Genomic DNA, 14879 nt, shown 5'->3' on the forward strand with positions numbered 1-14879 from the left:
TTCTAACAGGAAGGCCGGCGGCCTGTCGAACACTCGGCACGCACAGCACCGATCGACCCGTCAAAGACAACCCGCAGCGCGCAGGCCACCGCTTCACCGTGCCTATCGGCCCGGGGAGGCTGCATGCGTCCGCAGCGGTTCGATGCTGGTCGCCCGCCGCCAGAGTTGAAGCATGATCCAAGCTGCGAACAGGCTGAAGAGGCCCATCAGTACGTGGCCGACCCGCTCCCCGAGATCGAACAGGCCGGCGATCGCCCATCCGGCCGCGATGGCGACAGCGAACACCTCGGTGCCGACAAGGACCATCATGCTCACGATGGTGATGGCGTTGCGCCCGTTCACGAGATCAACCCTCGAAAAACTCCGGGTCCCGGATGGAACCATCCGGGACCCGTGCAGCTAGCCCACCGAGGTGGGGCGATGCAACCGACCGCCCGGGCGACCTCTCAGCGCGGGGCGCGCTTGGCCAGAATCCGCTGCAGCGTCCGCCGGTGCATATTCAGGCGCCGGGCCGTCTCGCTGACATTGCGACTGCAGAGCTCGTAAACGCGCTGGATGTGCTCCCAGCGCACCCGGTCCGCCGACATCGGGTTCTCGGGCGGGTCGGCCCGCTCTCCGGGCTGCGCCATCAGCGTGCCGTGGATCTCGTCGGCATCGGCGGGCTTGGCGAGATAGTCGAAGGCGCCGAGCTTAACCGCCGTCACGGCAGTGGCGATGTTGCCGTAGCCGGTCAGGATCACGCCGCGCGCCTCCGGCCGACGCTCCTTCAGACGCGCGATCACGTCGAGCCCGTTGCCGTCGCCGAGGCGCATGTCGATCACCGCGAAGGCGGGGGCCCGCGCCTCAACGGCCGAGACGCCGTCCGCGACGCTGTCGGCGACCTGAACGTGGTAGCCGCGGCTCTCCATGGCGCGGGCGAGGCGCGTCGAGAAGGGCTTGTCGTCGTCGACGATCAACAGGCTACGGTCGGAGAAGGCGGCCAGCGGATCGGCATCATTGATCACGGCAGCGTCTGCCGCTGCCGAGGTCCCGGGCTGCGTGAGCATCCGGCGCTCCTTTCGGGTTTTCGTGGTCGAGTTCTTGGTCTGTCCCTCATATAGGGACGACATCGCGCGGGGGCAGGGGGGGGCGGATATTGAGTTCAGGAGAATGTCGCGGGACCGCGCCGCGCTCGAAGATGTGGCGGGCCCAGGAGACGCGCACGATCGCCCCGTGTGCATCCGGTGCCGCGACGTTCATCAGGGCGAGCTGGGCGCCCGAGCGCTCGATCAGGGTCTTGGCGATGAACAGCCCGAGACCGAGCCCGGCTCCCACGGTCTCGCCGGATTGCGGTCGGTCGTGGCCGCGGGTGGTCACGTAGGGCTCGCCCGCCCGCAGCAGCACCTCGCTGGAGAAGCCCGGACCGTCGTCGCGGATCTCGATCCAGACCCGGTCCGGCGTCCAGCGCCCCTCCACGGAGACCCGCGCCTCGGCGAAGTCGACGGCGTTGTCGAGGATGTTGGCGAGCCCGAACATCACCCCCGGGTTGCGGCGGCAGGCCGGCTCCGGCCCGTCCCCGGCGCTCGTGACGTCGAGGGCGGCGCCGAGTGCCCGCTGGGGCGCCACCAGCTCCTCCACGAGGTGGCTGAACGTGACCGTCTCCAGGAAGCCCGCGCCGTCGCCGTCGAGGGAGGTGAGCTTGCCGAGGATGCCGCGGCAGCGGTCGACCTGCTCGCGCAGCAGGTTGAGATCCTCCGCCACCGCGGGCGACGCCGTGGGCCCGAGCTGGCGGATCAGCTCCTTGGTCACCACCATGATGGTGCCGAGCGGGGTGCCCAGCTCGTGGGCAGCCGCGGCCGCCAGCCCGTCGAGTTGCGACAGGTGCTGCTCGCGGGCCAGCACCAGTTCGGTGGCGGCCAGCGCCTGCGCGAGGAGCCGCGTCTCCTCCGCCACCCGCCACGCGTAGACGCCCGTGAAGGCCGTGCCCAGCAAGATCGCGGTCCAGACCCCCGAGACGTACAGGAAGGGCAGCTCGATCCGGCCGTCCGCGAACCAGGGCAGCGGCCGGTGCACCAGGGCGAGCAGGGTGGCGAGGCCCACCGCCAGCAGGCCGAGCGCCAGCGTCCGCTCCGGCGGCAAGGCGGTCGCGGAGATCAGCACGGGTGCGAGGAACAGCAGTGAGAACGGGTTCTGCAGGCCACCCGTGAGGAACAGGAGGGCGGCGAGCTGCACGATATCGAAGGCGAGCAGCAAAGCCGCGGAATCGTCGCTGAGCCGGTAACTCGCCGGGAAGCGGATCCGCAGGGCGAGGTTCAGCCAGGACGAGGTGGCGATCACCAGGAAGCACCAGCCGAAGGGCAGGGGCAGGCCGAGGCCGAACTGCGCCCCGACGACCGCCGCGCTCTGGCCGGTGATGGCGAGCCAACGCAGGCGGACGAAAGTGTCGAGCCGCAAGTGGCGGGCGTCGCGGCCGAGGCCGCTGAGATCGGTATCGGGCATGCGCTGCTTCGGTGCGGCTTCCTCGCGGATCCCTACCGCATGGCGCAGAGGCGGGGAGCCCGGCAATCCGTCCCACCGCCTCGTCGCGGCCGAATTGTCGCGGGCTCGTGTCGCTACGGGCAAGTCTACCCGTCGCCAAGATGTTCCATAATCGTTCAGTCTGGAACATTATCCTTTTGATTCGGGTTGCCGCGGTCCGAGCCGCGCGGCTGGACGCCGGCGGCCGGACCGAGACCGCGAGGTGACGATGCTCCTGGCCTACTCGATGTACGAGGGTGCGCGTGCCCTGATGGCGCCCGCCCGGGTCGCGGCGGATCTCACGCGCTATGGGCTCCAGATGCCCGGCAACCCCCTCGCCTACGGTCCCTACGCGCGCTCCGTCAGCGCCGGCTGCGAGATGTTCGAGCGTGTCACCCGCCGCTACGGCAAGCCTGCCTTCGGGCTGACCGAGACCGTGGTCGACGGCACCGCCGTTCCGGTCACGGAGCGCGTCGTCTGGGAGCGGCCCTTCTGCCGGCTGATTGCCTTCGACCGCGCGTTCGGCACCCCTCCCGCCGAGGCGCAGCCGAAGCTGCTGATCGTCGCGCCCATGTCGGGGCACTACGCCACGCTGCTCCGCGGCACCGTGGAGGCCATGCTGCCGAACCACCGGGTGTTCATCACCGACTGGACCGACGCCCGGATGGTGCCGCTGCTCGCCGGGCGATTCGATCTCGACGACTACGTCGATTACCTGCAGGAGATGTTCGCCGTCCTCGGGCCGGACCTGCACGTCATGGCGGTGTGCCAGCCGGCGGTACCGGTGATCGCCGCGGTGGCGCTGATGGAAGCGGCCGACGAGCCGGCGGTGCCGACCTCCATGACCCTGATGGGTGGCCCGATCGATACGCGCCGCTCGCCCACCGCGGTGAACTGCCTGGCGCAGGAGCGGGGCCAAGCCTGGTTCGAGCGCCACACGATCAGCCTCGTGCCGCCGATCTATCCGGGCGCGTGGCGCCAAGTCTATCCGGGCTTCCTGCAATTGTCGGGCTTCATGGCGATGAACCTCGATCGCCACGTCACCGCGCATTCGGACATGTTCGACCATCTGGTGAGGGGCGACGGCGACTCGGCCGAGAAGCACCGGGAGTTCTACGACGAGTATCTCGCGGTGATGGACCTCACCGCGGAGTACTATCTCCAGACCGTGCAGACCGTGTTCGTCGACCACGATCTGCCGAAGGGCCGGATGCGGCACCGGGGCACGCCGGTCGATCTCGGCGCGATCCGCCGCTGCGCGATCCTCGCGGTCGAGGGCGAGAACGACGACATCTCCGGCGTCGGGCAGACCAAGGCGGCCCTCGACCTGACGCCGAACCTGCCGGAAACCCGCAAGGCCTACCACCTCCAGGCGGGCGTGGGGCATTACGGCGTGTTCAACGGCTCGCGTTACCGCGCGGTGATCGCGCCCCGCATCGCCGCCTTCATCCGCACCATGCAGGCGGCCCCCGGCGTGCGCGGCGCGCATCTGCGCCAAGTGGGTTGAGCGCGGAGCCGACCCGGACCCCGCACACGCCCTCTCTCCCGTGTGGGAGAGGGTCAGGGTGAGGGGCGAGAACGGTCACGACTGAGCGCGCCCCCGCCGCACGTTCGGCGCGAGCCCCTCCCGCAAGCCGCACACCCCTCATCGTGTCCCACTTCCTCCAGGAGAGGGGGACCCGCGCTCGGTCTCGAGCGGGACGGGCCGGATCGGTCTGCACATTCAGCAACTCGCCGGAACGGGGCCCCGGCGCGCCTCCTCATTCCTGAATACATAACGCACTTCCTGCCGGGCTGGCGCGGAGCTTGCGTGATGTCGGGCGTGAGTTCGATCAGCGCCGGCCCCGTCAGCATCCGCCCTGTTTCCGTCCCCCGGTCTGTGGCCGGGCCGGCGCTCGCTCGAGCTCCGTTGTCACGCCGGGCCATTGCGCCCCTGCATCAGAACCGTTCAAACTCGCCCACAAGGTGTGGGCCGGCGATCAGTGCTTGAGACCCGCACCGCCAGGGAGATCACGATGGACCGCAGGACGTTCCTGAAGGGCTCGGCCGCGCTCGGGCTGGCCGCACCGCAGATCGCGCGGCCGGCTCTGGCCCAGGGGGCCAAGGTGCTGCGCTTCGTCCCCCAGGCGAACCTCGCCAACTTCGATCCGATCTGGGGAACCCAGTACGTGGTGCGCAACGCCGGCACCCTCGTCTGGGACATGCTGTACGGCGTCGACGCGCAGCTGAATCCGCAGCGCCAGATGGTCGAGTCCGAGGAGGTCTCGGGCGACAAGCTGACCTGGACCTTCCGGCTGCGCCCCGGCCTCAAGTGGCATGACGGCGAGCCGGTGCTGGCCAAGGACGTGGTGGCGAGCCTCAACCGCTGGATGGCCCGCGACCCGATCGGCCTGATGATCCGCGGCGTCCAGGACGAGCTGGCGGCCACCGACGACAAGACCTTCCGCTGGCGCCTGAAGAAGCCGTTCCCGAAGCTCCTCTACGCGCTCGGCAAGACCAACGCCCCGATGGCGCTGATGATGCCGGAGCGGATCGCCAAGACCGACCCGTTCACGCAGATCTCCGAGTATATCGGCTCCGGCCCGATGAAGTTCGTCCGCAACGAGTGGGTGCCGGGCGCCCGGGCGGTGTTCGAGACCTTCGCCGACTACAAGCCCCGCGACGAGCCGAATTCCTGGCTGGCGGGCGGGAAGCGCATGCTGGTCGACCGGGTCGAGTGGGTGATCATGCCGGACGCGGCCACCGCCTCGGCCGCGCTGCAGAACGGCGAGGTCGACTGGTGGGAGAACCCGATCTCGGACCTCGTGCCGCTCCTGCGCAAGAACAGCAGCATCAACGTCGATATCGCCGATCCGCTGGGCAATATCGGGTCGTTCCGGATGAACCACCTGCACCCGCCCTTCGACAACCCGAAGATCCGCCAGGCCGTCATGGTCGCGATGAGCCAGGAGGATTACATGCGGGCGATCGTCGGCGACGACGATAACCTGTGGAAGACGCTCCCGGGCTTCTTCACCCCGGGCACACCGCTCTACAGCGAGGCCGGCGGCGCCCAGGTCGGCAAGGGCGACATCAAGCTCGGCCAGAAGCTGCTCAAGGAAGCCGGCTACAAGGGTGAGCCCGTCATCTGCATCGTGGCGCAGGACCAGCCGATCACCAAGGCGCAGGGCGACATCACCGCCGACCTGCTGAAGCAGATGGGCTTCAACGTCGATTTCGTCGCCACCGACTGGGGGACCACCGGCACCCGCCGGGCTTCCAAGGCACCGCCGTCGCAGGGCGGCTGGAACATGTTCCACACGTGGCATGCGGGTGCCGACACCATCAACCCGGCAGGCTACCCGGCGGTGCGCGCCAACGGCGACAAGGCATGGTTCGGCTGGCCGGACATCCCACCCGTGGAGGCGGCCATCGCCGAGTGGTTCGACGCCGCCGATCCGGCCGCCGAGAAGGCCGCCATCGACAAATGCAACGCCGCCGCCTGCGAGGGCGTGGTCTACGTCCCGACCGGGTTCTTCCTGGGCTACCAGGCGTGGCGCAAGAACGTCTCGGGCATCGTGAAGGGGCCGATCCCCTTCACCTGGGGGGTTTCGAAGGCGTGATGGGTCGCGCTCTGACCCGCGCCGGCAGCGCGACGCGCGCCCTCTCCCGTGCGGGAGAGGGCTGGGGTGCGGGGTGCGACCTCTCCGGCACGGTCTCAACCCTCACCCTGTCCCTCTCCCGAACGGGAGAGGGGACCCGCGCCTCGGCCGGAGACGGTTCGGGGTCCTGCAAGCCGGCACGATAGCGGGGACCCATGCTCGGCTATATTGGCAGGCGCATCCTGGCCACCATCCCCGTCATGGCGGTGGTCGGGCTGTTCGTCTTCAGCCTTCTCTACTTCGCCCCGGGCGATCCGGCGGCGATCATCGCGGGCGATCAGGCGACGCCTGACGACGTCGCCCGCATCCGCGCCTCGCTGGGCCTCGACCAGCCCTTCCTGGTGCGGTTCGGCGAGTGGTCCTGGCAGATCCTCCACGGGGACCTCGGGACCTCGATCTTCACCAATCTGCCGGTCTCCACCATGATCGGCCAGCGGGTGCAGCCCACCGTCTCGCTGATGCTCGTCACCCTGGTCTTCGCCATCGTGGTGGCGGTGCCGCTCGGCGTCGTGGCGGCCTGGAAGGCCGGCAGCCTGATCGACCGCCTCGTCATGGGGCTCGCCGTGACGGGCTTCTCGGTGCCGGTCTTCGTGGTCGGCTACGTGCTGGCCTACGTCTTCGCCCTCCAGCTCGGCTGGCTGCCCGTGCAGGGCTACACGCCGATCGAGCAGGGCCTGTGGCCCTGGCTGTCCAACCTGATCCTGCCGGCGGTGACGCTCGGCCTCGTCTACATCGCGCTGATCGCGCGGGTGACCCGGGCGACCATGCTCGACGTGCTCCAGCAGGATTACGTGCGCACCGCCCGGGCGAAGGGGCTGGCGCAGGGGCCGGTCCTGTTCGTCCACGCCCTCAAGAACGCCGCGGTGCCGATCGTCACCGTCATCGGCATCGGCATCGCCCTGCTGATCGGCGGCGCGGTGGTGACCGAGACGGTCTTCGCGATTCCCGGCCTCGGGCGCCTCACGGTCGATGCGATCCTGCGGCGCGACTACCCGGTCATCCAGGGCGTCGTGCTGCTGTTCAGCTTCGTCTACGTGCTCGTGAACCTGGCCATCGACCTGTTCTACACCGTGCTCGACCCGAGGATCCGCTATTGACCGCGACCGTCGCGCCCGTCCCCGATCGCGCCCGTCCCGCGGGTATCCCGCCCGAAGGGACGTTCCCCAAGGCGCCGCCTCCACCAGGCCTCGCCGTCGCGGCGCCGCTGCCGGACGTGATCCCGGTGCGCCGGCGCCGGGGGCGGGTCTGGTCCTACGTGCGCCGCAACCCGACCATCGTGGTCGGCGGCGTCCTGCTCCTCATCGTGTTCCTGATGGCGGTGCTGGCTCCCTACCTCGGTACCGTCGATCCGACCGCCCTGGCGCCGGCCAAGCGCACCCGGGTGCCCTCCGCCCAGTACTGGTTCGGCACCGACATGCTCGGCCGCGACGTCTATTCGCGGGTGGTCTACGGCGCCCGGGTCTCGCTGCTCGTCGGATTCTCGGTGGCGTTCCTCGCCTCGATCGCCGGGCTGGCGATCGGCCTCGTCTCCGGCATGGTGCGCTGGCTCGACGGCGTGATCATGCGGATCGTGGACGGCATGATGTCGATCCCGCCGATCCTGCTCGCCATCGCGCTGATGGCGCTCACCCGGGGCTCCATCCAGAACGTCATCGTGGCGATCACCATCGCGGAGATCCCGCGTGTGGCCCGCCTCGTGCGTGGCGTGGTCCTGTCGCTGCGCGAGCAGCCCTATGTCGAGGCGGCGGTGACCACGGGCACGCGGATGCCGGCGATCATCTGGCGCCACATCCTGCCCAACACGCTCGCGCCCATGACCGTGCAGGCAACCTATATCTGCGCCTCCGCGATGATCACCGAGGCGATCCTGTCGTTCATCGGCGCAGGCGTGCCGCCGGCCACGCCCTCCTGGGGCAACATCATGGCCGAGGGAAGGGCGCTCTGGCAGGTGAAATTCTACATCATCCTGTTCCCGGCGATCTTCCTCTCGCTCACCGTTCTGGCGGTGAACCTCGTCGGCGACGGCCTGCGCGACGCCCTCGATCCCCGCATGGCGAAGGACGTGTGATGAGCACAGGCGTGAGCGGCGCACCCCTCCTGTCGATCGAGAACCTGCAGGTCCATTTCCGCACCCCCGACGGGGTGAACCGGGCGGTGGACGGGGTCTCCTTCGCGATCCAGTCGGGCGAGACCCTGGCGATCGTCGGCGAGTCCGGCTGCGGCAAGTCGGTGACCTCGATGTCGATCCTGCGACTCCTGCCCGAGCCGCCGGCCCGCATCGCCGGTGCCATCAGGTTCGAGGGGACCAACCTCCTCGATCTGCCGAACAGCGCCATGCGCAAGATCCGCGGCAACGACATCAGCGTGATCTTCCAAGAGCCGATGACCTCGCTGAACCCGGTGCTGACGGTGGGCCGCCAGATCGGCGAGACGCTGCGTCTCCACCAGGGTTTGGGCCGGCGCGCGGCCGAGGAACGGGCGGTGGAGATGCTGACGCTGGTTGGCATCCCCGAGCCGCGGCGACGGGTGCGGGAATACCCGCACCAGCTCTCCGGCGGCATGCGCCAGCGGGTGATGATCGCCATCGCGCTCGCCTGCTCGCCGAAGCTCCTCATCGCCGATGAGCCCACCACGGCCCTCGACGTGACCATCCAGGCCCAGATCCTCGACCTGATGCGCGACCTGAAGGCTCGCGTCGGCGCAGCGATCATGCTGATTACCCACGATCTCGGTGTGGTGGCCGAGGTCGCCGACCGGGTGGTGGTGATGTATGCCGGCCGCAAGGTCGAGGAGGCGCCGGTCCGGGACCTGTTCCGCGCACCCCGCCATCCCTACACCCGCGGCCTGCTCGGCGCCGTGCCGAAGCTCGGGGCCGTGGAGCATGGCGGCGACGAACGGCTCGCCGAGATCCCCGGGATGGTCCCGAGCCTCAAGGACCGGATCGAGGGCTGCGTCTTCGCCGGGCGCTGCCCGGACGTCACCGACCTGTGCCGCGCCTACGCTCCGGCCCTGGAGCCGAAGGCCCCCGGCCACCTCGCCGCCTGTCATTACGCGCCCAAGGACGCGCTCGCGGCATGAGCCTCTCCCCTGCACTCGCCTCCCGCACCCTGCTGGAGGTCAACGATCTCAAGAAGCATTTCGCCCTCGGCGGCGGCCTGCTCGGCCGGCAGACCCGCGTGCTCAAGGCGGTGGATGGCCTGTCCTTCACGGTGGCCCGCGGTGAGACCCTGTCGCTCGTCGGTGAATCCGGCTGCGGCAAGTCCACCGTCGCGAAGGCGCTGATGCGCCTCTACGAGCCCACCGGCGGCCAGGTGGTGCTCAATGGCCGGCGCATCGACGACCTCTCGGCAGGCGCACTCCGTCCCCTGCGGCGCCACATCCAGATGGTGTTCCAGGACCCGTTCTCCTCGCTCAACCCGCGGATGCGGGTGCGGGCGATCCTGGCCGAGCCGATCCGCAATTTCGGCCTTGCCCGCAACGCCGCCGACCTGGAGAGCCGGCTGGCCAGCCTGATGGAGCGGGTCGGCCTGCCGCGCGAGGCGCTCGGGCGCTTCCCGCACGAGTTCTCGGGCGGGCAGCGCCAGCGCATCGGCATCGCCCGGGCGCTCGCCGCCGAGCCGGACCTGATCATCTGCGACGAGGCGGTCTCGGCGCTCGACGTCTCGGTGAAGGCGCAGATCGTCAACCTGCTGCGCGACCTGCAGCGCGAGCTCGACCTCGCGATGCTGTTCATCTCGCACGACCTCGCCATCGTCGAGCACATGACCCACCGGGTGGCGGTGATGTATCTCGGCAAGATCGTCGAGATTGGGCCGCGCCGCGATCTCTTTCTCGCGCCCAAGCACCCCTACACCCAGGCGCTGCTGTCCGCGGTGCCGATCCCCGAGCCCGGGGCCGGGCGCACCCGGATCGTGCTCAAGGGCGACGTGCCGAGCCCGATCAACCCGCCCGCCGGATGCCGCTTCCACACCCGCTGCCCGCACGCCTTCGACCGCTGCCGGACCGAGGTGCCGGGCCTCGACGCGGTGGGCGCCGGCCACTTCGCCGCCTGCCACCTCAACGACACTGCCGCCCCCGCCCGAGCGGCCTGACACGGCTTCCGGAGACAGACGTGCAGCACGACCTCATCCTGAAAGGCGCGCGGGTCATCGACCCGTCGCAGAACCACGACGGGATCTGCGACGTCGCCTTCGCGGACGGCCGCGTCTCGGGCTTCGGCCGCGACCTGCCGGCCGGCCCGGGCACGCAGGTGCGGGAGATGGGCGGCGCGATCGTCACGCCGGGCCTGATCGACCTGCACACCCACGTCTACTGGGGCGGCACCTCGCTCGGCATCGACGCCGACGCGTTCTGCCGAACCTCCGGGGTGACCACCTCGGTCGATACCGGCAGCGCCGGGCCCGGCAATTTCGCGGGCTTCCGCAGCCACGTGATCGAGCGCGCGCAGGCGCGGATCCTCGCCTACCTGCACGTGTCGTTTGCCGGCATCTTCGGCTTCTCGAAGACCGTCATGGTCGGCGAGAGCGAGGACCCGCGGCTCATGGCGCCCCGGGAAGCCGTCGAGGTTGCCGAGGCCAACCGGGACGTGATCGTCGGCATCAAGGTCCGGGTCGGGCGCCACGCCTCGGGCGACCAGGGCACCGCGCCCCTCGACATCGCCCTGCAAGTCGCCGAGGAGACCGGCCTGCCGCTGATGGTCCATATCGACGAGCCGCCGCCGAGCTACGAGCAGGTTCTCGCCTTGCTGCGCCCCGGCGACGTGCTGACCCATGCCTTCCGGCCCTTCCCGAACTCACCGGTGACCGCGCAGGGGGCCGTGAAGCCGGCTTTGCGCGAGGCCCGGGCGCGGGGCGTGCTGTTCGACATCGGCCACGGCAAGGGCTCGTTCGCCTTCAAGACCGCCCGGGCGATGCTGGCCGGCGGCTTCCTGCCGGACACGATCTCTTCCGACGTGCACCAGCTCTGCATCGACGGGCCGGCCTTCGACCAGGTCACCACGATGTCGAAGTTGCTCTGCCTCGGCATGAGCCTGAACGACGTCATCGCCGCCTCCACGGTGAACGCAGCGGTGGCGTTGAAGCGCATGGAATACGGGACCCTGAAGGTCGGGGCGCTCGGCGACGCCACCGTGCTGGCGGTGAGGGACGGGGCATTCGGCTACGTCGACACCCGCGGCGAGCACATGACGGGAGACCGGCGCATCACCGCCGAGGGGGTGGTGCTGCGCGGGGCGTGGTGGCACCCGGCCTGAACCGGGGCCCCCGGCCCGGAGACCCGCAGGTCCGGGCCGGGACCGCCGGCCTACGCGGCCCGGACGTTGGCGAGGAAGCGTCCAACCTCGGCTGTGAGAGGCTCGGATTGGCGCGACAGCTCGGAGGCTGCGCCCGGAACCTGGCTCGCCGCCGTCTCAAACCTCCTGACAGCTGCAGCATCCGGAACGACTGGCTGGGTGTCCCCGGCTTTACACTCTCCGATCGAGGCCGATACACTTTCCCGTGAGGGCCGGACCATCTCCGGCCGTCAGCGAAACGCGGCCTGATCCGCGGCGCCAGGGAGGATGGATGGACACGGGTCAGCCTCTGCTGGAGGTGGACGGCGTCACGCTTCGCTACAAGACGCCCGAGCACCTCGTCACGGCCACCTATCGGGTGAGCTTCCGGGTCTGGCCCGGGGACCGGTTCGTCCTGCTCGGCCCGTCGGGCTGCGGGAAGTCGACCCTGCTCAAGGCGGTGGGCGGCTACATGGCCGCCACCGAGGGCGAGATCCGGCTGAAAGGCCGGCCGGTCACCGAGCCCGGCCCCGACCGGATGATGGTGTTCCAGGAATTCGACCAGCTTTTGCCGTGGAAGACCGTCCGGCAGAACGTGGTCTTCGCCCTGGAAGCCTCGGGCCGGCTCAGGGGCCGGGAGGCGCTGGACCGGGCCAACCTGTACATCGACAAGGTCAACCTGACGAAGTTCGCCGACAGCTACCCGCACACCCTGTCGGGCGGGATGAAGCAGCGCGTGGCCATCGCCCGCGGCATGGCGATGGAGCCCGACATCCTGCTGATGGACGAGCCCTTCGCGGCGCTCGACGCGCTCACGCGCCGGCGCATGCAGGACGAGCTGCTGGCGCTGTGGGAGGGCACGCGCTTCACCGTGCTGTTTGTCACCCACTCGATCCCCGAGGCGATCAAGGTCGGCTCGCGCATCCTGCTGCTCTCGCCCCATCCCGGCGAGGTCAAGGCCGAACTCAACAGCGCCGAGACGCCCGAGGCGGCGCTGCGGCTGGAGAGCCGCATCCAGCAGATGCTGTTCTCGGAAGAGATCCAGGAGGCCGAGAATGTCTAGCGCCCAGGCCCTGACCGGTACGCCTCTGACCGGCACCCCGCCCCTGACCGGCCTCGCCCCGCCGCGCCCGGCCGCCGCGGCAGCGGCGCGCCCCGAGATCGTGCGCGACACGGGTCAGGCCCACGCCGCCCCGGTGGTTGAGAAGCCGCTCTCGGTCGCCGAGCGGCTCTACAACCAGGCCTGGCTGCGCAAGGCCGTGATCCTGCTCGTGCTGGCGGCGGTCTGGGAGGCCTACGGGCGCTACCTCGACAACGACCTGCTGTTCCCGACCTTCTCGGCCACCGTGACGGCGTTCGTGCACGGCCTGGCGGACGGCACGCTGCCGGCGCGCGCCTGGTCCTCGCTGAAGGTGCTGCTGATGGGCTACGCCGCCGGCGTGGCGCTGGCAGCCCTGCTCACCGGCATCGCGATCGCGTCGCGGATCGGCACCGACTTCCTCGAGACGCTGACCTCGATGTTCAACCCGCTGCCGGCGATCGCGCTGCTGCCGCTGGCGCTGATCTGGTTCGGCCTGGGCAACGGCAGCCTGATCTTCGTGCTGGTGCACTCGGTGACCTGGGCGATCGCGCTCAACACCCATTCGGGCTTCCTGTCGGTGAGCCGGACGCTGAAGATGGTCGGGCGCAATTACGGGCTGTCCGGGCCCGGGCTGATCGGCCGGATCCTGATCCCGGCGGCGTTTCCCGCGATCCTGACGGGCCTGAAGGTCGGCTGGGCGTTTGCGTGGCGCACCCTGATCGCGGCCGAGCTGGTCTTCGGCGTCTCCTCGGGCTCGGGCGGGCTGGGCTGGTTCATCTTCGAGAACAAGAACATGCTCGACATCCCGAACGTGTTCGCCGGCCTGCTCACCGTCATCCTGATCGGCCTCGTCGTCGAGAACCTGATCTTCCAGACCATCGAACGCCGCACCATCCGGCGCTGGGGCATGCAAACCTGACCCTCCCGTCGGCCCCATCGGGCGCCCCGTAGGGGCGCATTTTCTCGCACGGTTCACGGAAGGAGAGCATTCTTCTCCCTTGCATCCGTGCGACGAACGTTTTCTTCCTACGCGCTCCGACGATTGCCCCGGAGCCCGCCCCGTGAGCCCTGAAGCCTCTTCCAAGACGACCCCGGAGGCCGCCCCTCGGCAGGACGTCCGGTCGGCTTCGGCCATCTCCGTGCTGCCTGGGATCGGCCTGTGCGGAGCGATCACGGCCGTCGCCATGGCCGCGCAGGCCCTTGAGGAGCGGGTGGCCGGCCATCCCTATGTCGAGGCGCTGGTCCTGGCGATCCTGATCGGCATCGCGGTGCGCACCGCCTGGGCCCCCGACACCCGGTTTCGGACCGGCATCGCGTTCTCGGCCAAGCAGCTGCTCGAAGTCGCGGTCGTCCTGCTCGGCGCCTCGCTCAGCCTGGGGGCGATCCTCGCCTCCGGTCCGGCCCTGCTCGCCGGGATCGTCGGCACGGTCGTGCTCGGCATTGGTGCCAGCTATCTGATCTGCCGGGTGCTGGGCCTGCCGGCCCGGATGGCGATCCTGGTGGCCTGTGGCAATGCCATCTGCGGCAACTCGGCCATCGCCGCGGTGGCGCCGGTGATCGGGGCCGAGGCCAAGGACATCGCCGCGGCGATCGCCTTCACGGCGGTGCTGGGCGTTCTGATGGTGCTGGGCCTGCCGCTGTTCGTGCCGCTCGCCGGGATGAGCGACACCCAGTACGGGGTGCTGGCGGGGCTCACCGTCTACGCGGTGCCGCAGGTCCTGGCCGCGACCGTGCCGGTGGGCCTGCTGTCGACCCAGGTCGGCACGCTGGTCAAGCTGGTGCGTGTGCTGATGCTCGGCCCCGTCGTGGTGGCGTTCTCGCTGATCGCCCCTCGGCTGCCGCAGGCGGCGGGGATGCAGGCCGCACCCGCACGCCCGGGCCTGACCAAGCTGGTGCCCTGGTTCATCCTCGGCTTCCTGGCGCTCGCCACCCTGCGCTCGCTCGGCGTGATCCCGGACGTGGCGGTGAGACCGCTGACGCAACTCGCGGGCGTGCTCACGGTCCTGTCCATGGCTGCCCTGGGCCTCGGCGTCGACGTGCGCGTGCTGGCCCGGGTGGGCGGTCGCGTCACGCTCGCCGTCACCGCGTCGCTCGCCGTGCTCGTCGCCCTGAGTCTCGTCCTGATCCGTGCCCTCGGGATCGGCTGAGGCGGCTAACGACTTGGACCATACCTTAGGCAAGTCAATCATATTGCGGTGCGGTGTTGTTCGCGCGGCGGGGGCGCTGCGCCGATGTAACCCCCGCCGTCCCCGGGCACGTCCGCAGATGACCGGTTCTGTTCGGAATACGGCTTCCCTCATCCGGTATCAAAATGCGCTTTCCGCAGCCGATCGGCGATCAAGCGTATCTTGACACTTGCCCGGTTTTTGCTTTTGGAACCTCTGCCGTCATT

At 69.7% G+C, this 14879-nt stretch carries 13 protein-coding genes; 10 read left to right on the forward strand and 3 right to left on the reverse strand.

The features are described 5' to 3' along the window. Nucleotides 1-102 precede the first annotated feature (102 nt). The 3 genes from ACYCO6_RS32135 to ACYCO6_RS32145 form a co-directional block, all read right to left on the reverse strand. Nucleotides 103-342: a hypothetical protein gene (locus tag ACYCO6_RS32135; protein ID WP_459766996.1), complete on the reverse strand. Its 240-nt coding sequence runs from the start codon at nucleotides 340-342 to the stop codon at nucleotides 103-105. Nucleotides 343-446: 104 nt separating this feature from the next. Continuing rightward, nucleotides 447-1046: an ActR/PrrA/RegA family redox response regulator transcription factor gene (locus tag ACYCO6_RS32140; RefSeq protein WP_459766998.1), complete on the reverse strand. Its 600-nt coding sequence runs from the start codon at nucleotides 1044-1046 to the stop codon at nucleotides 447-449. A gap of 46 nt (nucleotides 1047-1092) precedes the next feature. After that, entirely contained in the window at nucleotides 1093-2478 is a 1386-nt protein-coding gene (locus ACYCO6_RS32145) for an ActS/PrrB/RegB family redox-sensitive histidine kinase (protein WP_459767000.1), read from the reverse strand. A gap of 247 nt (nucleotides 2479-2725) precedes the next feature. Here ACYCO6_RS32145 and ACYCO6_RS32150 point away from each other — a divergent pair, with 247 nt between their 5' ends. The 10 genes from ACYCO6_RS32150 (at nucleotide 2726) to ACYCO6_RS32195 (ending at nucleotide 14634) form a co-directional block, all read left to right on the forward strand. Next, complete coding sequence (locus ACYCO6_RS32150) at nucleotides 2726-4003, forward strand: polyhydroxyalkanoate depolymerase (protein ID WP_459773815.1); 1278 nt, start codon at nucleotides 2726-2728, stop codon at nucleotides 4001-4003. A 508-nt stretch (nucleotides 4004-4511) separates the two neighbouring features. After that, on the forward strand, nucleotides 4512-6098 hold the full coding sequence (locus ACYCO6_RS32155) for an ABC transporter substrate-binding protein (RefSeq protein WP_459767002.1): 1587 nt from the start codon (nucleotides 4512-4514) through the stop codon (nucleotides 6096-6098). A gap of 194 nt (nucleotides 6099-6292) precedes the next feature. After that, complete coding sequence (locus ACYCO6_RS32160; protein ID WP_459767004.1) at nucleotides 6293-7234, forward strand: ABC transporter permease; 942 nt, start codon at nucleotides 6293-6295, stop codon at nucleotides 7232-7234. Nucleotides 7235-7278: 44 nt separating this feature from the next. Next, a complete protein-coding gene (locus tag ACYCO6_RS32165) occupies nucleotides 7279-8205 on the forward strand; it encodes an ABC transporter permease (RefSeq protein WP_459773817.1) in 927 nt (308 codons plus the stop codon). Beyond that, nucleotides 8205-9215: an ABC transporter ATP-binding protein gene (locus ACYCO6_RS32170; protein WP_459767006.1), complete on the forward strand. Its 1011-nt coding sequence runs from the start codon at nucleotides 8205-8207 to the stop codon at nucleotides 9213-9215. The genes ACYCO6_RS32165 and ACYCO6_RS32170 overlap by 1 nt, the downstream gene beginning before the upstream one ends. After that, a complete protein-coding gene (locus tag ACYCO6_RS32175) occupies nucleotides 9212-10228 on the forward strand; it encodes an ABC transporter ATP-binding protein (protein ID WP_459767009.1) in 1017 nt (338 codons plus the stop codon). The genes ACYCO6_RS32170 and ACYCO6_RS32175 overlap by 4 nt, the downstream gene beginning before the upstream one ends. A gap of 20 nt (nucleotides 10229-10248) precedes the next feature. Further along, nucleotides 10249-11388 carry an amidohydrolase/deacetylase family metallohydrolase gene (locus ACYCO6_RS32180; protein WP_459767011.1) on the forward strand — a complete coding sequence of 380 codons (1140 nt, stop codon included), beginning with the start codon at nucleotides 10249-10251 and terminating at the stop codon, nucleotides 11386-11388. Between the two features lie 310 nt (nucleotides 11389-11698). After that, nucleotides 11699-12469 carry an ABC transporter ATP-binding protein gene (locus tag ACYCO6_RS32185; RefSeq protein ID WP_459767013.1) on the forward strand — a complete coding sequence of 257 codons (771 nt, stop codon included), beginning with the start codon at nucleotides 11699-11701 and terminating at the stop codon, nucleotides 12467-12469. After that, on the forward strand, nucleotides 12462-13406 hold the full coding sequence (locus ACYCO6_RS32190) for an ABC transporter permease (RefSeq protein ID WP_459767016.1): 945 nt from the start codon (nucleotides 12462-12464) through the stop codon (nucleotides 13404-13406). Before ACYCO6_RS32185 ends, ACYCO6_RS32190 begins: the two co-directional genes overlap by 8 nt. Before the next feature lie 142 nt (nucleotides 13407-13548). Continuing rightward, nucleotides 13549-14634: a YeiH family protein gene (locus tag ACYCO6_RS32195; protein ID WP_459767018.1), complete on the forward strand. Its 1086-nt coding sequence runs from the start codon at nucleotides 13549-13551 to the stop codon at nucleotides 14632-14634. Nucleotides 14635-14879: the final 245 nt, after the last annotated feature.

It is taken from the genome of Methylobacterium sp. CM6257, assembly GCF_054611515.1.